Annotated in this window: 18 protein-coding genes; 7 read left to right on the forward strand and 11 right to left on the reverse strand. The window is 68.2% G+C overall.

What is annotated here, in order from left to right; all coding sequences use genetic code 11:
• Positions 1–65: 65 nt before the first annotated feature.
• The 4 genes from cbbX to DOL89_RS12965 are packed head-to-tail and all read right to left on the reverse strand — an operon-like array spanning position 66 to position 3,601.
• A complete protein-coding gene (gene cbbX, locus DOL89_RS12950) occupies positions 66–989 on the reverse strand; it encodes a CbbX protein (RefSeq protein ID WP_225889789.1) in 924 nt (307 codons plus the stop codon).
• Positions 986–1,711 carry a ribulose-phosphate 3-epimerase gene (gene rpe / locus DOL89_RS12955; RefSeq protein WP_119679531.1) on the reverse strand — a complete coding sequence of 242 codons (726 nt, stop codon included), beginning with the start codon at positions 1,709–1,711 and terminating at the stop codon, positions 986–988. The genes cbbX and rpe overlap by 4 nt, the downstream gene beginning before the upstream one ends.
• On the reverse strand, positions 1,704–2,138 hold the full coding sequence (locus DOL89_RS12960; protein WP_119679532.1) for a ribulose bisphosphate carboxylase small subunit: 435 nt from the start codon (positions 2,136–2,138) through the stop codon (positions 1,704–1,706). The genes rpe and DOL89_RS12960 overlap by 8 nt, the downstream gene beginning before the upstream one ends.
• 29 nt (positions 2,139–2,167) lie before the next feature.
• The gene (locus tag DOL89_RS12965; RefSeq protein WP_225889790.1) at positions 2,168–3,601 is read right to left on the reverse strand and encodes a form I ribulose bisphosphate carboxylase large subunit; all 1,434 of its coding nucleotides are present in this window, start codon (positions 3,599–3,601) and stop codon (positions 2,168–2,170) included.
• Positions 3,602–3,762: 161 nt separating this feature from the next.
• Between DOL89_RS12965 and DOL89_RS12970 the strand changes: the two genes are divergently transcribed.
• Positions 3,763–4,719 carry a LysR family transcriptional regulator gene (locus DOL89_RS12970; protein ID WP_119679534.1) on the forward strand — a complete coding sequence of 319 codons (957 nt, stop codon included), beginning with the start codon at positions 3,763–3,765 and terminating at the stop codon, positions 4,717–4,719.
• Between the two features lie 155 nt (positions 4,720–4,874).
• Here the strand turns inward: DOL89_RS12970 and prmB are convergent, their stop codons facing one another.
• Entirely contained in the window at positions 4,875–5,810 is a 936-nt protein-coding gene (prmB, locus tag DOL89_RS12975) for a 50S ribosomal protein L3 N(5)-glutamine methyltransferase (protein ID WP_119679535.1), read from the reverse strand.
• Positions 5,811–6,005: 195 nt separating this feature from the next.
• Entirely contained in the window at positions 6,006–6,572 is a 567-nt protein-coding gene (locus tag DOL89_RS24905) for a hypothetical protein (RefSeq protein ID WP_162937494.1), read from the reverse strand.
• An 88-nt stretch (positions 6,573–6,660) separates the two neighbouring features.
• Here DOL89_RS24905 and DOL89_RS12985 point away from each other — a divergent pair, with 88 nt between their 5' ends.
• Together DOL89_RS12985 and DOL89_RS12990 are read left to right on the forward strand one after the other, a co-directional pair.
• Positions 6,661–7,341, forward strand: coding sequence for a winged helix-turn-helix domain-containing protein (locus DOL89_RS12985; RefSeq protein WP_119679537.1), 681 nt, complete (start codon positions 6,661–6,663; stop codon positions 7,339–7,341).
• Positions 7,326–7,760 carry a hypothetical protein gene (locus DOL89_RS12990; protein WP_162937495.1) on the forward strand — a complete coding sequence of 145 codons (435 nt, stop codon included), beginning with the start codon at positions 7,326–7,328 and terminating at the stop codon, positions 7,758–7,760. Before DOL89_RS12985 ends, DOL89_RS12990 begins: the two co-directional genes overlap by 16 nt.
• Before the next feature lie 40 nt (positions 7,761–7,800).
• Here DOL89_RS12990 and DOL89_RS12995 read toward each other — a convergent pair whose 3' ends face one another.
• Both DOL89_RS12995 and pyrF read right to left on the reverse strand, forming a co-directional pair.
• Positions 7,801–8,445, reverse strand: a complete 645-nt coding sequence (locus DOL89_RS12995; RefSeq protein ID WP_119679539.1) for a phosphoribosylanthranilate isomerase — start codon at positions 8,443–8,445, stop codon at positions 7,801–7,803.
• A 259-nt stretch (positions 8,446–8,704) separates the two neighbouring features.
• Complete coding sequence (gene pyrF / locus DOL89_RS13000; RefSeq protein WP_119679540.1) at positions 8,705–9,430, reverse strand: orotidine-5'-phosphate decarboxylase; 726 nt, start codon at positions 9,428–9,430, stop codon at positions 8,705–8,707.
• 271 nt (positions 9,431–9,701) lie between these two features.
• Between pyrF and DOL89_RS13005 the strand changes: the two genes are divergently transcribed.
• The gene (locus DOL89_RS13005; RefSeq protein WP_119680417.1) at positions 9,702–11,081 is read left to right on the forward strand and encodes an HlyC/CorC family transporter; all 1,380 of its coding nucleotides are present in this window, start codon (positions 9,702–9,704) and stop codon (positions 11,079–11,081) included.
• Between the two features lie 35 nt (positions 11,082–11,116).
• Here DOL89_RS13005 and DOL89_RS13010 read toward each other — a convergent pair whose 3' ends face one another.
• Complete coding sequence (locus DOL89_RS13010; RefSeq protein WP_119679541.1) at positions 11,117–11,947, reverse strand: substrate-binding periplasmic protein; 831 nt, start codon at positions 11,945–11,947, stop codon at positions 11,117–11,119.
• 227 nt (positions 11,948–12,174) lie between these two features.
• Between DOL89_RS13010 and DOL89_RS13015 the strand changes: the two genes are divergently transcribed.
• On the forward strand, positions 12,175–12,792 hold the full coding sequence (locus tag DOL89_RS13015) for a DUF2889 domain-containing protein (RefSeq protein WP_119679542.1): 618 nt from the start codon (positions 12,175–12,177) through the stop codon (positions 12,790–12,792).
• 21 nt (positions 12,793–12,813) lie between these two features.
• On the opposite strand, the gene DOL89_RS13020 is transcribed toward DOL89_RS13015, so the two are convergent.
• Both DOL89_RS13020 and DOL89_RS13025 read right to left on the reverse strand, forming a co-directional pair.
• Entirely contained in the window at positions 12,814–13,227 is a 414-nt protein-coding gene (locus tag DOL89_RS13020) for a ribbon-helix-helix domain-containing protein (RefSeq protein WP_162937496.1), read from the reverse strand.
• Positions 13,228–13,386: 159 nt separating this feature from the next.
• Complete coding sequence (locus tag DOL89_RS13025; protein ID WP_318658505.1) at positions 13,387–13,749, reverse strand: BolA family protein; 363 nt, start codon at positions 13,747–13,749, stop codon at positions 13,387–13,389.
• Between the two features lie 35 nt (positions 13,750–13,784).
• On the opposite strand from DOL89_RS13025, the gene DOL89_RS13030 reads away from it, so the two are divergent.
• Complete coding sequence (locus DOL89_RS13030) at positions 13,785–14,747, forward strand: DMT family transporter (protein ID WP_119679543.1); 963 nt, start codon at positions 13,785–13,787, stop codon at positions 14,745–14,747.
• A gap of 104 nt (positions 14,748–14,851) precedes the next feature.
• Positions 14,852–15,457: a J domain-containing protein gene (locus DOL89_RS13035; protein ID WP_119679544.1), complete on the forward strand. Its 606-nt coding sequence runs from the start codon at positions 14,852–14,854 to the stop codon at positions 15,455–15,457.
• Positions 15,458–15,490: the final 33 nt, after the last annotated feature.

Below are 15,490 nucleotides of genomic sequence, written 5' to 3' on the forward strand. Positions count from 1 at the left end.
CCGATACCCCCTCACCCCATCCCTCTCCCCGCTGGGGAGAGGGAGCTGATTTCAGCCTAGCGCGGCTATTGCGCGAAGACGCGGCTCTTCCGGATATCCTCCCCCGTGATGGTCTGGAGGGCCTCGATGCCGATGGCCTCGCCGCGCTGCTCGAACAGGCGGTTGGCCTGGCGCAGGCGGGCGCGGTCCAGCGCGTTGCGGATGGAGCGGGCATTGGAGAAGCGGGGCTGCTCCATGCGGCGGAGGATGTAGTCCTGCATGGCCGTCTCGGCCTCCGGGGTGAAACGGTAGCTCATCCCGTCCATCATCAGCCGGGCGATCTGCATCAGCTCGCCGGCCTCGTAGTCCGGGAAGTCCACATGGTGGGCGATGCGCGACGCCATGCCGGGGTTGGACTTGAAGAAGGTGTCCATCCGGTCCTTGTAGCCGGCCAGGATCACCACGAGGTCGTCCCGGTTGTCCTCCATCACCTGGAGCAGGATCTCGATCGCCTCCTGCCCGTAGTCGCGCTCATTCTCCGGCCGGTAGAGATAGTAGGCCTCGTCGATGAACAGCACGCCGCCCATGGCGCGCTTCAGCACGTCCTTGGTCTTGGGCGCGGTGTGGCCGATATACTGACCCACCAGATCGTCGCGGGTCACGCTGACCACATGGTCGCGGCGGATATAGCCCAGCGCGTGCAGGATGCCGGCCATGCGGCGGGCCACCGTGGTCTTGCCGGTGCCGGGATTGCCGCTGAAGCACATGTGCAGCGGCGGCGGTTCCGCCTCCAGCCCCAGCTTGCGCCGGGCGCGCTCCACCAGCAGCAGGGCGGCGATCTCCCGGATGCGGGTCTTGACGGGCTTCAGCCCGACCAGCTCCCGGTCCATCTGGCCCAGTATCTCCCCGATACCGGACTCGCGGTAGAGCGCGTCCAGGTCCACCGTGCCGGCGGCGGCGGCGGGCGGAGCCGCGTCCGCCCGGTCCAGCATTTCGGCTGCCGAGGTCATGCTGCCCTCCCTTGCGCCGCCAGGGGCGCCGCCAGCTCATCGCGCATCCGGCCCACCACGCCGCGATAGCCGCCGCCCGCATCCGGGCTGCCGAAGATGGCGGAGCCGGCGACGAAGGTGTCGGCCCCGGCATCGGCCACGGCGCGGATGTTGGCCGGCTTGATGCCCCCATCCACCTCAAGCCAGATGTCGGACCCGGTGCGCGCCGCATGCTCGTCGATGCGGCGGCGGATGTCCGCGATCTTGTCCAGGGCCGACGGGATGAAGCTCTGCCCGCCGAAGCCGGGATTGACCGACATGACCAGGATCAGGTCCAGCCGGTCCATCACATGGTCAAGATAGTGCAGCGGCGTGGCCGGGTTGAACGCCAGCCCGGCGCGGCAGCCCTGGTCGCGGATCAGGGACAGGGTGCGGTCCAGATGGTCCGACGCCTCGGGATGGAAGCTGATGATGTCGGCGCCCGCCTTGGCGAACATGGGCACCAAAGCATCCACCGGGCGGACCATCAGATGCACGTCGATGGGGGCCTTCGTCCGCGGACGGATGGCTTCGCACACCAGCGGGCCGATGGTCAGGTTCGGCACATAGTGGTTGTCCATCACGTCGAAATGGATGATGTCGCACCCGGCCTCCACCACCCGCTCCACCTCTTCCCCCAGGCGGGAGAAGTCGGCGGAGAGGATGGAGGGGGCAAGGCGCTGCCCCCTCACACGCTCAGCCATGACCCGCCTCCGCATAGCGCTGGCCGGCCGGGCGGTTGGTCGCGTAGCTGCGGATCGTGTAGTTGACCTGCCGGCCGGGACCCTCGGCCCGCACCAGCTCGAAGCCGGGCTCCACCGCCGGGCGGTTGACGATGAACGACATCCGCACCGTCTCGAACCCTTCGGAGCTGTCGAAGGCGAGCACCTTCACATAGCTGTCCGCGTTGGCCTTGCGGCAGGCATCCACCTCCATCATCACGCCCTTGGCGTCGCGGAGGTCGAACATGGGGGTGCCCCACATGGTCCAGTAGGTGTTGCGCGGGTGCGGATCGTCGGTGTGCTCCACCGCCACGGCCCAGCCCTGGTCCAGGGCGTACTGCACCTGCATCGTGATCTCCTCGTCCGTCAGCTCCGGCAGGAAGGAGAACTGGCCTTGGGTCAGTCGCATGGGTCTGCTCCTCTATCTGAAGCGCCGGCTCAGGCGGCGACCGTGGGGGTGGGGACGTAATCCACGCTGTCGGTGGAGGCGTAGTTGAAGGTGACGTCCTTCCAGGTGTCGAGGGCAGCACTCAGCGGGCTGCACCAGCGGGCGGCCTCCTGCAGGATCTCCGGCCCCTCGTTCCAGATGTCGCGTCCCTCGTTGCGGGCCTTGACCATCACCTCGAGGGCGACGCGGTTGGCCGTGGCGCCGGCCTGGATGCCATCCGGATGGCCGATCGTTCCGCCACCGAACTGAAGCACCACATCCTCGCCGAGGTAGGTCAGGAGTTGGTGCATCTGGCCGGCATGGATGCCGCCCGACGCCACCGGCATCATGCGCTTCAGGCCGGCCCAGGGCTGGTCGAAGAAGATGCCGTGCTGCAGGTTCTGGGTCACGTTCGTTTCCCGGCAGGTGTCGTAGATGCCGCGGATCACGCTCGGATCGCCCTCCAGCTTGCCCACCACGGTGCCGGCGTGGATATGGTCGACGCCGGCCATGCGCATCCACTTTGCGATGACGCGGAAGCTGACGCCATGCGACTTCTGTCTTGTGTAGGTGGAGTGGCCGGCGCGGTGCAGGTGCAGGATCATGTCGTTCTTGCGCGCCCACTTGGCCATGGACTGGATGGCCGTGTAGCCGATCACGAGATCGATCATGATGATGACGCTGCCCAGCGACTTGGCGAACTCGGCGCGCTCGTACATGTCCTCCATGGTGGCGGCGGTGACGTTCAGGTAGGTGCCCTTGATCTCCCCCGTCTCCGCCATGGCGCGGTTGACGCCTTCCATGCAGTAGAGGTAGCGGTCCCGCCAGTGCATGAAGGGCTGGGAGTTGATGTTCTCGTCATCCTTGGTGAAGTCGAGGCCGCCCTTCAGCGCCTCGTACACCACGCGGCCGTAGTTGCGGCCGGACAGGCCCAGCTTGGGCTTCATGGTGGCGCCCAGCAGCGGGCGGCCGAAGCTGTTCATCCGCTCCCGCTCCGCCACGATGCCGGTGGCGGGACCCTGGAAGGTCTTCATGTAGGCGGTGGGGATGCGCATATCCTCCAGCCGCAGGGCCTTCAGCGGCTTGAAGCCGAAGACGTTGCCGATGATGGAGGCGGTGAGGTTCGCGATCGACCCCTCCTCGAACAGGTCGAGGTCGTAGGCGATGTAGGCGAAGAACTGGTCCGGCGCGCCCGGCACGGGATCGACCCGGTAGGCCTTGGCGCGGTAGTGCTCGCAATTGGTGAGGCGGTCGGTCCACACCACGGTCCAGGTGGCGGTGGAGCTTTCGCCGGCAACGGCCGCGGCGGCCTCCTCCGGCTCGACACCCTCCTGCGGGGTGATGCGGAAGACGGCGAGGACGTCCGTGTCCTTCGGTTCGTAGTCCGGTACCCAGTATCCCATCTGCCGATACTTGAGGACGCCGGGCTTGTACCGGGCCTTCATGTCGGACGTTTCCTTCCCTGCCACGAAATTCATTTTGATTACCTCGCCTGTGAGTGCGGTGGTCTTGGGCGTGGGGAAACGGTACCAAGCTGGTCTGGATAGCTAAATTCAAATATGCTGACGGTTATGGTGAGGGATTCCTCACGTATGGAGGCTGGCCGATGACCCTTCAGCACGCCACATTGCGGCAGATGCAGATCTTCGCCGCCGCCGCCCGCACCCTGTCCTTTGCCCGCGTGGCGGAGCAGTTCGGGCTGACTCCGGGTGCCGTTTCCTTCCAGATCAAGCAGATGGAGGGGCATTGCGGCTTCCCCCTGTTCGAGCGGGTGGGCCGGCGCGTGGTGCTGACGGAGGCGGGAAGCGGCCTGCTGGAACATGCCAGCGTGATCCTGAAGGCGCTGACCGATGCGGACCGGCGTATGCAGAGTTTGAAAGACTTGACCGGCGGGCACGTCAATATCGGGCTGGTCAGTACTGCGAAATACATCGTCCCGCACATGCTGTCCCGCTTCCAGGCCGACCGGCCCGGCGTGTCCGTCCATCTCCAGGACGGCAACCGGCGGGAGGTGAACGAGGCGGTGGCGCGGGGCGATGTCGACCTAGCCATCATGGGCCGCCCGCTGGAGGATGCGGACGTCGTCGCCGAGCCCTTCGCCCAGCATCCTAGCGTGATCGTCTGCGCCCCCAACCACCCGCTGGCCGATGCGCCGAAGCTGAAGCTGCTGGATCTGGCGGAGGAGGAGTTCGTGGCGCGGGAACAGGGGGCCGGCACCCGCGCCATGACGGAAAGCTATTTCCAGAAGCAGGGCTTCACGCCCCGCATCGTCATGACCAGCAGCAGCAACGAGACCTTGAAGCAGGCCGTGATGGCCGGCATGGGCATCGCCCTGATCTCCCGCCACACCATCAGCCTGGAGCTGGGGCTGGGCATGCTGAGGGTGATGAATGTGGAGGGGCTGCCGCTGATGCGGGCCTGGTACGTGGCCCACCGCCGCAGCCTGCCGCTGCTGCCGGTGCATGCGCGGCTGCAGGACTTCCTGCTGCGCCGCGGCCAGGAGATCATCGACGAGCTGGATGCCAGGCACCAGCAGATGGGGGCGGCGCGGGCGGCGGGGTGATCCGCGCGTAAGCCCCCTCTCCCCCGCGGGGAGAGGGGGCAGAGTTGCGCCTCCTCACATATCGTGGTTTTGCCTGCACCGGGCAGGCTGGAGAGGGCCACCCCCTCTCCCCAGCCCTCTCCCCGTGGGGGAGAGGGGGCGGGAGTTGTGCCTTCTTACATATCGTCGAGCTGTTCCTTGCTCAGCCAGAAGACCTCGCCGAAGCTTTCGGCGGTCTGGAGCCAGAGGAAGTCCGTGTCCGGGAACTCCTCCTCCAGGATTTCGCGGCCGGTGCCCATCTCCACCAGCAGGCCGCCATCGGCGGTGAGGTGCTTGGGCGCTTCCTTCAGGATGCGGCGCACGATGTCCAGCCCGTCCGGCCCGCCGGCCAGCGCCATCTCCGGCTCCGCCCGGTATTCCGGCGGCAGGGCGGCCATGGCGTCGGCGTCCACATAGGGCGGATTGGTGATGATGAGGTCGTATTTGCGGCCCTTCAGCGGCTTGAACAGATCGCCGTGGATCAGGTTGACCCGCCCCTCCATCCCGTGGTCGGCGACATTGATCTTCGCCACCTCCAGCGCGTCCTTGGAGAGGTCGACCGCATCCACCACAGCGTCCGGGAAGACCAGCGCCGCCAGGATGGCGAGGCAGCCGGAGCCGGTGCAGAGGTCCAGCACCTTCTCCACCTCGCCGGGGTCCTCCACGATGGTGAACTCCTCCCCGCCGACGATGTCGGAGAAGAGCAGCTCCCCGATATAGCTGCGGGGCACGATCGCCCGCTCATCGACATAGAAGGGCACGCCCTGGATATAGGTGCGCTGGGTGAGGTAGGCGGCCGGCTTGCGGGTGGCGACCCGCGCCTCAATGATGTCCGCCAGCGCCTGCCGCTCCACCGCCGTCAGCCGGGCATCCAGATAGGGGTCGAGCTGGTCCACCGGCAGCTTCAGCGTTTCCAGCACCAGGAACACCGCCTCGTCGAAGGGGGTCGTGGCGCCGTGGCCGTGGAACAGGTCGGCGCTGCGGAAGCGGCTCACCCCGTGGCGGATGAAGTCGCGGACGGTGCGCAGCTCGGCCGCGGCGGCGGCGGCATCGACGGTGATGGTCTTGGTCACGGCGGGGCGGTTCCGGTGTGGAGGAATGGGCAGGGCCTGATTATCAGGCCGGCGGCTTCCTCAGCAAGGGCGAGGCCCGCCCCTCCCCAAATCGTCATTTCCGCGGGCCGGGAAGGCCGGCGGGAGCCACGGCCCCGGGCGGAGCGGTTCCCCGCCCTGGGGCCGTGGTGAACGGGAAGCTGGACTGCCCAGCCCTCAGGATGCGGTGCGCGCGGAGGTCTGCTCCCGCCCCGCCTTCCGGAACAGCCAAGCCGACAGCAGCCACAGCGCGACGAAGCCCGCCGTCAAGATCAGGACGAAGCCCCAGCCGGCGACCAGGGCGATCAGGCCGACCAGCGCCTGGGCGATGGCGGTCGCGACCAGCGCGCGCGCCATTCCATGGGGCCTGAAACGTGCGATGAGGGCGCCGACGATGCCGATGGCGAGCACGCCGGCATACATCAGGTTGGCGGGGTTGTCCTCGGACCCGATGATGCCGACGGCGAGGTTCATCCAGACGAGGATGAACGAAGTGGCGAGGGCGACGCCGACGCCGACCCGGTAAGCCGTGCTGGCCGACATCCTCACGGCCAGCTCGAAGGCACCCCCGGCGGCGGCCAGCATCGCGCCGAAGATGATGAAATCCTCGGCGCCCCAGTTCATTTCATCGGTGACCAGCTCCCCGATGACGGGCAGCAGGAACAGGACACAAGCGGCGCCCCAGCCCGCCCCTCTCCAACCGTTCCCGCGCCGCACGCCACCATTCCCCTCATTTTCCGTCATTGCCTTGCCTCCATGCTTGGGTGAGGCTTCCACCCTTGCCCGCGGGGCTGGTGAGCGGCATGAGAAACTTCTGAGGTTTTGCTGAGCAATGGATTCCGGCGGCTTCCGCTTCCAGCGTTTCTTCCTCGACACCCGCGAGCGCCAGCTCCTGCTGGACGACGTGCCGGTGGAGATGAACAGCCGGTATTTCGACGCCCTGGTCCTGCTGGTGCGCGAGCAGGGCAAGCTCGTCTCCAAGGACCGCTTCTTCGAAGAGGTCTGGCGGGGCGTGCCCGTCACCGACGAGGCCCTGACCCAATGCATCAAGACGCTCCGCAGGCAGCTCGGCGACAGCGCCGCCAGCCCCTGCTTCATCGAGACGGTCCCGAAGCATGGCTACCGCTTCATAGCGCCCGTCGAATGGGTCGGTCATGAAGCCGCGCCGCCCGCGCAAGCCGCGGTCCCCGCATCTTCTACGGCAATAGCCCCGCGGCCCTATTCCTGGCAGCAGTTCCTCCTGCTCGGCGGGGCCGGAATGACCGGCGCCGGGGTGTCCGGCATCATCGGCGGCCTGTTCTACGGCTTCGTGGGGGCCTCGCACCCGCTGCAGCCCGGCATGGGGGCCGTCTCGGTGCTGCTGGTCCTGACCTGCCTCACCATCCTGATGGCGCTGGTCGGGGGCGCGGGGGTCAGTTTCGGGATCGCGGCGGCGGGCTTCGCCTCCAGCCGCCTATGGCAGTGGAGCGTCGCCGGCGGTGCGGCCGGGGGCTGGTCGTGGGGGCCGTCGTGAAACTGCTGGGGCTGGACGCCTTCAACCTGCTGTTCGGCCGGTCGCCGGGCAACATCACCGGGGCGGCCGAGGGGCTGGTCCTGGGCGGTGCGGTCGGGTTGGGGTTCTGGCTGGCGAACCGCGGGGCGGGCACCCTCTCGCTCCGCAGCGGCATCGCCATGGCGGCCCTGTCGGGCGCTGCCGCCGGCATCCTCATAACACTGCTGGGAGGGCGGCTGATGGGCGGCAGCCTCGACCTGCTGGCCCGCAGCTTCCCGGAATCCCGCCTGCGGCTGGACCACATCGGCGGCCTGTTCGGCGAGAGCGGTTTCGGGCCGATCAGCCAGGTCGCGACGGGCGCCTTGGAAGGCGTGCTGTTCGGCGCCTGCATCGTGGGCGCCATGATCGTCGCGCGGCGGGGCCTGGGCGGAAACGGGTAGCGGGCCGGCCGCCCGCTTCCCCGACGGGCTTCGGGCCGGGCTAGCCGTTCATGGCCGCCTTCAGGAAATCCCGGATCTTCTCCGGGCTCTTGCTGCCGGGGCGGCTCTCCACGCCGGAGGAGACGTCGACGGAGGCGGCCCCGGTCAGGCGCACGCCCTCGGCCACATTGTCCGGGTTCAGGCCGCCGGACAGCATCCAGGGCTTGGCCCAGCTCCGCCCGGCCAGCAGGGTCCAGTCGAAGGACAGGCCGTTGCCGCCGGGCAGGGCCGCCACGTTCTTCGGCGGCTTGGCGTCGAACAGCAGCCGGTCGGCGCTGTCCAGATAGGCGGCGGCCCGGTCCAGGTCGGCCGCCTCGCCCACCTTCACCGCCTTCATCACCTCGATATTGTAGCGCTTGCGGATTTCCGCCACGCGGGCCGGCGTCTCCTCCCCGTGGAGCTGGATCATGTCCAGCGGCACGGTGGTGACGATCTGGTCCAGATACCGGTCGTCGGGGTCCACGAACAGCCCCACCACCCGCACGCCGGTCGGCGCCAGACGGGCAAGCTGGGCCGCCAGCGGGCCCGGCACATGGCGCGGCGAGCGCTCATAGAACACCAGCCCCACATAGCGCGCCCCGCCCTCCACCGCCGCCTGCATGGCGTCGGGATGGTTGATGCCGCAGATTTTGACCTGGGTGGCCATGATGTCCTCTCAAATCCGGCGTTTGCTGTGACAGCGAGACCCGCACCCTCGCCCTGGCCGCCTTCGGCAACGACAGGCTCAGGGTACTCAGACTCGCCCCCTCGCCCTTCGACAAGCTCAGGGTGAGGGTGCCCCCTGAGTTCTGTATTCTTAATGGGCCGGGTAGGCCGGCTGATCAGCAATTCCTCACCCTGAGCCTGTCGTTGCCGAAGGCAGACGCCGAAGGCGGCTAGGGCGAGGACATGCGGGTCGCCTCGTCTCACCCCAGCTCCGCCGCGATCCGGCGGGCGGCTTCGGCGGGGTCGGGGGCGGCGGTGATGGGGCGGCCGATGACCAGATGGTCGGCGCCGGCCTCCACCGCCTCGCGCGGGGTCATGATGCGCTTCTGGTCATTGGCGGCGGCCCAGGCCGGGCGGATGCCGGGAACCATCAGGACCAGCTCCCGGCCCAGCCGCGCCCGCACCGGCGCGATCTCCGCGGGGGAGCAGACGATGCCGTCCGCGCCGGCCGCCCGCGCCGTTTCCGCCAGCCGCAGCACCTGGTCGGCCACCGGGCCGCGCTGGCCCACCGCCTCCAGGTCCTGTTCGTTCAGGCTGGTCAGCACGGTGACGGCCAGGATTTTCATGCGCGGCACGCCCAGCCGGTCCGCCGCCTCCCCCGCCGCGTCGGCGGCGGCGCGCAGCATGGCGGGGCCGCCGCCGGCATGCACGGTCAGGAATTTCGGGGCCAGCGGGGCCACGGAGCGCACGGCCCCCGCCACCGTGTTCGGGATGTCATGCAGCTTCACATCCAGGAACAGCGGCAGCTCCAGCCCGTCCATGGCGGCTCGGATGCCGGCCGGTCCCTGGGCCATGAAGAACTCCAGCCCCAGCTTCACCCCGCCCGCGAGCCCTGCGACCTGCGCCGCCATGGCGCGGGCGCCGGCCACATCCGCCATGTCCAGCGCCACGAAGATGCGGTCGGTGGGTCGGGGCGGGATGGTCATGGCGCTGCCTCAGCTCTGTCTCGATTGCCGCGGCCCAGCGCCGCGCGCCCTTGACGGCGGCGGGGCCGGACAACCATGTAGCGTCAATCACGCCCGAGGCGAAGCCCGCTGTTGCCCCTGCCTGCCATGCGCAGGCCGGAGGGGCCGACATGCGGGCCCTTTGCCTGTTCCACTGATGCTTGACAGCATCGGGCCGTTCCCGTCCCGTACCGCCACACCGCAGGGCGCCGCGGATCGGGCGCGCGGCCCCGCCTTTGCCTGGAGTACGATCATGGACCTGACGATGTGGATGATGGTCGGCGCCATCCTGGTGCTGCTGATCCTGTCCGCCTTCTTCTCCGGTTCGGAAACGGCGTTGACGGCGGCCAGCAAGGCGCGGCTGCATTCCATGGCCAAGGAAGGCGACAAGCGTGCGGCCATGGTCAATGAGCTGCGGGAGCAGAAGGACCGGCTGATCGGCGCCATCCTGCTGGGCAACAACCTGGTCAACATCCTGTCCTCCGCCCTTGCCACCTCCCTGCTGATCACCCTGGTGGGGGAAGCGGGGGTCGCGGTGGCGACGCTGGCCATGACCCTGCTGATCCTGATCTTCAGCGAGGTGCTGCCCAAGACCTATGCGCTGCACTATGCCGACCGGGCCGCGCTGGCGGTGGCGCCGGTGGTGCGGATGGTGGTGATCGTGCTGTCGCCCATCACCATGGCCATTACCGCCATCGTCCGCGGCGTTCTGCGGCTGATCGGGGCGGATGTCCGCAATGTCACCGTGGGCGACCATGCCGATGAGCTGCGCGGCGTCATCGAGCTGCACCAGGGTCCGGAGGAGGAGGTGCGGCACGAGCGGGCCATGCTGCGCTCCATCCTCGACCTCGCCGACGTGGAGGTGCTGGAGATCATGACCCACCGCCGCAACGTGATCGCCATCAACGTGAACCAGCCGGCGGAGCAGATCGTGGACGAGGTGCTAGCCTGCCCCTTCACCCGCGTGCCGCTGTACGAGGACAATCCCGACAACATCGTCGGGCTGCTGCATGTGAAGGCGCTGCTGCGGGAGGTGCGCGCGCGCGGGGGCGACCCGTCGGGCATCGACGTCAAGGCGCTGGCGGCCAAGCCCTGGTTCATCCCCGACACCACCACCCTGTTCGACCAGCTTCAGCAGTTCCGCAAGCGGCGGGAGCATTTCGCCCTGGTGGTGGACGAGTACGGCACCATCATGGGCATCGTCACGCTGGAGGATATCCTGGAGGAGATCGTGGGCGAAATCAGCGACGAGCTGGACGTCCACGTCGCCGGTGTCCGCCCGCAGCCGAACGGCACCTACATCATCGACGGCTGGGTCACGCTGCGCGACCTGAACCGCGAGTATGAATGGAACCTGCCGGACGAGCAGGCCAGCACCATCGCCGGGCTGGTGCTGTACGAGGCGCGGCGGATTCCGGAGGTGGGGCAGAGTTTCAGCTTCTACGGCTTCCGTTTCGAGATCCTGCGCCGCCAGCGCAACCAGATCACGGCCCTGCGCGTCACCCCGCCGGAGCATCTGCGCATCAGCCTGCCCAGCGTCGCGGCTCCCGGAACCCGCGCCGCGGCCATGACCGGCGCTGCCGTCCAGCTCCCCGCGGGCGAACGGGCCGAGGGTCCAAAGCCGGCGGCGTGACCTGATCCAAAGCGGCTCCGGGCAGGCGAAAAGCTTCAGGCAGGCGGCGGAGCGCGAAGCGGGTCCGCCGGTTCCTCCTCCAAGCAGTCTTCCGTGCCCATTGGATAAGCGTCGATGATGCGCTGCCACTCCCCGGTCGCCCGGAGTTGCGCCAGCCCTTTATTGAAGGCGTCCACCAGTGCCTTCGCATTCGGCCTGTCCATGGGAACGGCCAGGTGCAGGGGCGTATGGCCCACCGGCTGGCCGGCGTAGCTCAGCCCTTCCCTTCCGCCCGGCGTACAGGCCAACGCATGGCGGACAAGGAACTCGTTCCCGATGAAGACATCAAGGCGGCCGTGCAGCATCATGCGCAGGCAGCTCTCCACATCCGGAGACAGGATTTCCTCCACATCCCCGCTTTGGACCAGCGCCGACACCGCCCGGTTCAGGGCGAAGCCCAGCGGATTGCAGAGCCGCAGGCCGCGGACGCTCTCCGGGCTTTTGTATTCACGGCCGGACTGCACGGTGAAGACGGCCACTGTCTTCACCTCGATCAGAGGATCGGAGAAGATGAAACGCTTCAGCCGGGCGTCCGTGACCTGATACGGAAACGTCGCGTCATACCGCCCGGCTGCGGTGCCTTCCAGGCCCCGCAGCCACGGCTCGAACACGACCGGTCGGGTGTTCAGCCCGGCCGCGGCAAAGCTGGCCCGCACGATCCTGGACAGCATGCCGCCGTCCGGTAGACCAGAACCGACAAGAGGCGCGTAGCTGGGACCGCTCACCAGACGGATAGAGGACACCTCTTCCGCAAACGCTGAAGGTCCCGCCAGTGCGAACACCGTCATCAGCAGGATGGCCGCGCGGCAGGGAGACAACCGGACCATCGAGCCTCTTCGTTCGGGGTAAGTCTGTTCCTGATATATCTATCTATAATGATTTCCGCGGCGCTTCCAACAACTCGCATATCGGCGTATTCGCATCGCGCGGGACGGAGGGCGTCGCCGGCAGCCCTCAAGGGCGAGGCCCGGAAAAGCGCGAACGTTCGTATTGGCTTGACCTTGCTTTCCCGCCACCCGGATACTGCACCGCAACGGAGATCCGGAGTTCGGTCATGCCACTGTCGCCGCCTGTGGAGCGCCAGCACATCCATACCCGCAAGGTCACCTGCACCGGCTACCGCCGGGCGGACGGGCTTTGGGATATCGAGGGACACATCACCGACGAGAAGACCTATCCGTTCGAGAATCCCTACCGCGGCCGGCTGGAGCCGGGGGACTTCATCCACCAGATGTGGGTGCGGTTGACGGTGGACGACACGCTGACCGTCCAGGCGGTGGAGGCGGTGACGGACCACTCGCCCTTCCCCGTCTGCCCGGCCATCACGCCAAACTTCCAGCGCCTGATCGGGCTGCGCATCGCCGCCGGCTGGACCGCGGCGGTGAAGGAGCGGCTGAGCGGCATCCAGGGCTGCACCCATCTGGTGGAATTGCTGGGCCCGGTAGCCACCACCGCCTTCCAGACCATCATGCCGCTTCTGAACAAGGAGCAGGAGGAACGGCGGAAGGCCGCGGAAGCAGCCGGTGCGCCGAAACAGGCGCCGAAGCGACCGCCCCTGCTGAACACCTGCCACGCCTTCCGTAGCGACGGCCCCGTCGTCAAGGCGGCCTGGCCGGACTTCTATACCGGCCCCGACAAGGAAGCGGCGGGAACAGAGTCCCGGCGGGACTGACGCCCGCCGGTCATGGACCCATCAGGCCGGCGTCGCCGACGAGTTGCCGGCGGCCGGGGCCTTGGCGCGGCCACGCCGCGGCTGCATCTGCTTCTGCGTGTCGGCGAAAACCTCATCCAGGTTCAGCAGCCGCCCGTTGCCATGGCCGGCCCTCAGATGCCCCTCCTCCGTCGCCGCATGCCGGAAGTAGGAAAGCAGGAACACACGGATGGCGCCGGTCAGCGACGCCTCCGGTTCCTTGCGGTCCGCGATCCTGCTGCACACGTCGTGGGCGGTCAGCCGTTCCCGCTCGCACACATCGATGAGCGCGTCCCACATCTGCGGTTCCATCCGCAGGCTGGTGCGCTTGCCCAGCACGGTGACGTTCCGGATCACCAGGTTGGATTCCCCGGGGGCGGCATTTGCGGACAGGCGTTTGGATCGCGGCGGCAACATGGCCTCCCTCGGTCAAGCGCGGCCGCCATTGCGATGACAGGGACGGTCGCGAACTGGTCTCTGCATAATTATTAATGCTAAGACATATGACCGCTTCAACCCCCTTATCGCTGGCGTTGTCAAGAATCCTCCGGTCACAACCGGGTTCGCCCGAAAACCCTATTCCTGTGCGGTCCGGGCCGACTGTTCGGCGGGAGTCAGGGTGCGGAGCTGGAGGGCGTGGACCCGCTCCCGAAGCTCATCGGCCAACAGGTCGTAGACCAGCCGCTGGCGCGCCACCCGCGTCATCCCGTCGAACCGGTCGGAGACGACGGTGACGTTGAAATGGGTCTCCCCCGCCGGATCGGCCCCTGCATGGCCGGCATGCAGGTGCGAGACATCCTTGATGGTCAGCGCCTGCGGCGCTAGAGCCTGGACGAGTTTGGTTTCCATGCGGGTCCGGTAATCCATCGCGCCTGTTCCAGTCTGGGTCGGAAGGGCCGACAGCTTGGCCCGCCGCCGGGCGCCATTCAACCGGCTCATGCCCGCCATTCCCGTCGCACGGACCAGTAACAATCATGCCAGACACCCATTCCAGCCCGGCCCCCGCCGCGCAGGCAGCACCCACCGCCCCGCCGCCCCGGTCCAGCAGGCCCGTCCGGCCGGTAACCGCGGCGGTGCTGCTGGCGCTGGTGATCCTGCTCTGGGGCGTGAACTGGCCGGTGATGAAGGTGGGCGTGCAGTTGATCCCGCCCCTCACCTTCTCCTGCCTGCGGCTGTTCCTGGGGGCCATCACCCTGTTCGGGGTGGCGGCGATGGCGGGTCAGTTGCGCCTGCCCTCGCGCCACGACCTGCCCATCGTCATCTCGGTGGGGCTGCTGCAGATGGCGGGGTTCCTGCTCTGCATCGGCATTGCCCTGCAGTACGTGCCGGCCGGACGCTCCGCCATCCTGGCCTACACCACCCCGCTCTGGGTGGTGCCGCTGGCGCTGGTCTTCCTGGGGGAGCGGCTGAACAGGCTGAAGGTCCTGGGCCTGGCGCTGGGGCTGGGCGGGGTCGCCGTGCTGTTCAACCCGGCCGCCTTCGACTGGACCGACGATGCGGTGCTGCTGGGCAACGGGCTGCTGATGCTGGGGGCGCTGCTGTGGGCCGTCAACATCGTGCAGGTCCGCGGCCACCGATGGGAGGGCACGCCGCTGTCGCTGGGGCCGTGGCAGATGCTGGTGGGGGCGACCGCCCTGCTGCCGGCGGCGGTCTGGGCGGATTGGGGGAAGCCCATCGTCTGGGGCACGGACCTGGCGCTGGTGGTGGCCTATAACGGCCCTATCGCCACCGCCTTCTGCTTCTGGGCCCTGGTTTCGGTGAACCGTGCGCTGCCGGCCATCACCACCTCGCTGGGCACGCTGGGCACGCCCGTGGTGGGGCTTCTGGCCTCCGCCTGGCTGCTGGGGGAGAGGGTGACCGCGACCAACCTGGGCGGGCTGGGGCTGATCGCCGCGGGGCTGGTCATGGTGCTGCTGGCGGAGCGGCGGAAAGGCTGACCGCACGGGGACTTGGGGCCGTTGAACCCGCGCCCGGCGCGCCCCGCTCATGCACCCCGCCCGGGTGCCTTGCCAGCACTGCGCGCCGCACCCATACTTCGCCCATGCAGAAGAACCGTCCGAACCTGTCCTTCGATTTCCGGGAAGCGGGCCGCGCCAATGTGCGGTCCTGCGACCATCCCGGCTGCGTGGAGCTTGGGGAACACCGGGCGCCGAAGGGCCGCGACCGGCTGAACGACTATTTCTGGTTCTGCCTGGACCATGTCCGGGCCTACAACAAGGCCTGGGACTTCTACGCCGGAATGTCGGAGCAGGAGATCGAGGCGCATGTCCGCCGGGACACCACATGGCAGCGTCCGACCTGGCCGATGGGCAGTTGGAAAGCCCGCGAGGAAGCCATGCGCGAGGGCGTGTTCGCTGAGGATTTCGCCTTCGGAGCCGGCTGGACCGGCGCGGATTCCAGCGAGGCCAAGCGGGAGCAGCGCCGCCGGCGCGCCCGCACCCCGGAGGAGGAGGCGCTGGCCGAGCTGGACCTGGAACCGCCGGCCGACATGGCCAAGGTGAAGGCCCGCTACCGCGAGCTTGCCAAGCTGCACCATCCGGACGCCAATGGCGGGGACAAGGCGGCCGAGGAAAAGTTGAAGCGGATCAACCAGGCCTATAACACTCTGAAGGCCAGCTTCGCCGCCGGCGCCCGGCAGGACCAATGATCGACGCCCGCACCAATCCACAGAACGAGAAGA

It is taken from the genome of Indioceanicola profundi (assembly GCF_003568845.1).
GTDB lineage: Bacteria > Pseudomonadota > Alphaproteobacteria > Azospirillales > Azospirillaceae > Indioceanicola > Indioceanicola profundi.

Coding starts and splice junctions, on each gene's coding strand:
- cbbX (WP_225889789.1), bottom strand. CDS start 989: ATGACCTCGGCAGCCGAAATGCTGGACCGGGCGGACGCGGCTCCGCCC.
- rpe (WP_119679531.1), bottom strand. CDS start 1,711: ATGGCTGAGCGTGTGAGGGGGCAGCGCCTTGCCCCCTCCATCCTCTCC.
- DOL89_RS12960 (WP_119679532.1), bottom strand. CDS start 2,138: ATGCGACTGACCCAAGGCCAGTTCTCCTTCCTGCCGGAGCTGACGGAC.
- DOL89_RS12965 (WP_225889790.1), bottom strand. CDS start 3,601: ATGAAGGCCCGGTACAAGCCCGGCGTCCTCAAGTATCGGCAGATGGGA.
- DOL89_RS12970 (WP_119679534.1), top strand. CDS start 3,763: ATGACCCTTCAGCACGCCACATTGCGGCAGATGCAGATCTTCGCCGCC.
- DOL89_RS24905 (WP_162937494.1), bottom strand. CDS start 6,572: ATGACGGAAAATGAGGGGAATGGTGGCGTGCGGCGCGGGAACGGTTGG.
- DOL89_RS12985 (WP_119679537.1), top strand. CDS start 6,661: ATGGATTCCGGCGGCTTCCGCTTCCAGCGTTTCTTCCTCGACACCCGC.
- DOL89_RS12995 (WP_119679539.1), bottom strand. CDS start 8,445: ATGGCCACCCAGGTCAAAATCTGCGGCATCAACCATCCCGACGCCATG.
- pyrF (WP_119679540.1), bottom strand. CDS start 9,430: ATGACCATCCCGCCCCGACCCACCGACCGCATCTTCGTGGCGCTGGAC.
- DOL89_RS13005 (WP_119680417.1), top strand. CDS start 9,702: ATGGACCTGACGATGTGGATGATGGTCGGCGCCATCCTGGTGCTGCTG.
- DOL89_RS13010 (WP_119679541.1), bottom strand. CDS start 11,947: ATGGTCCGGTTGTCTCCCTGCCGCGCGGCCATCCTGCTGATGACGGTG.
- DOL89_RS13015 (WP_119679542.1), top strand. CDS start 12,175: ATGCCACTGTCGCCGCCTGTGGAGCGCCAGCACATCCATACCCGCAAG.
- DOL89_RS13020 (WP_162937496.1), bottom strand. CDS start 13,227: ATGTTGCCGCCGCGATCCAAACGCCTGTCCGCAAATGCCGCCCCCGGG.
- DOL89_RS13025 (WP_318658505.1), bottom strand. CDS start 13,749: ATGAGCCGGTTGAATGGCGCCCGGCGGCGGGCCAAGCTGTCGGCCCTT.
- DOL89_RS13030 (WP_119679543.1), top strand. CDS start 13,785: ATGCCAGACACCCATTCCAGCCCGGCCCCCGCCGCGCAGGCAGCACCC.
- DOL89_RS13035 (WP_119679544.1), top strand. CDS start 14,852: ATGCAGAAGAACCGTCCGAACCTGTCCTTCGATTTCCGGGAAGCGGGC.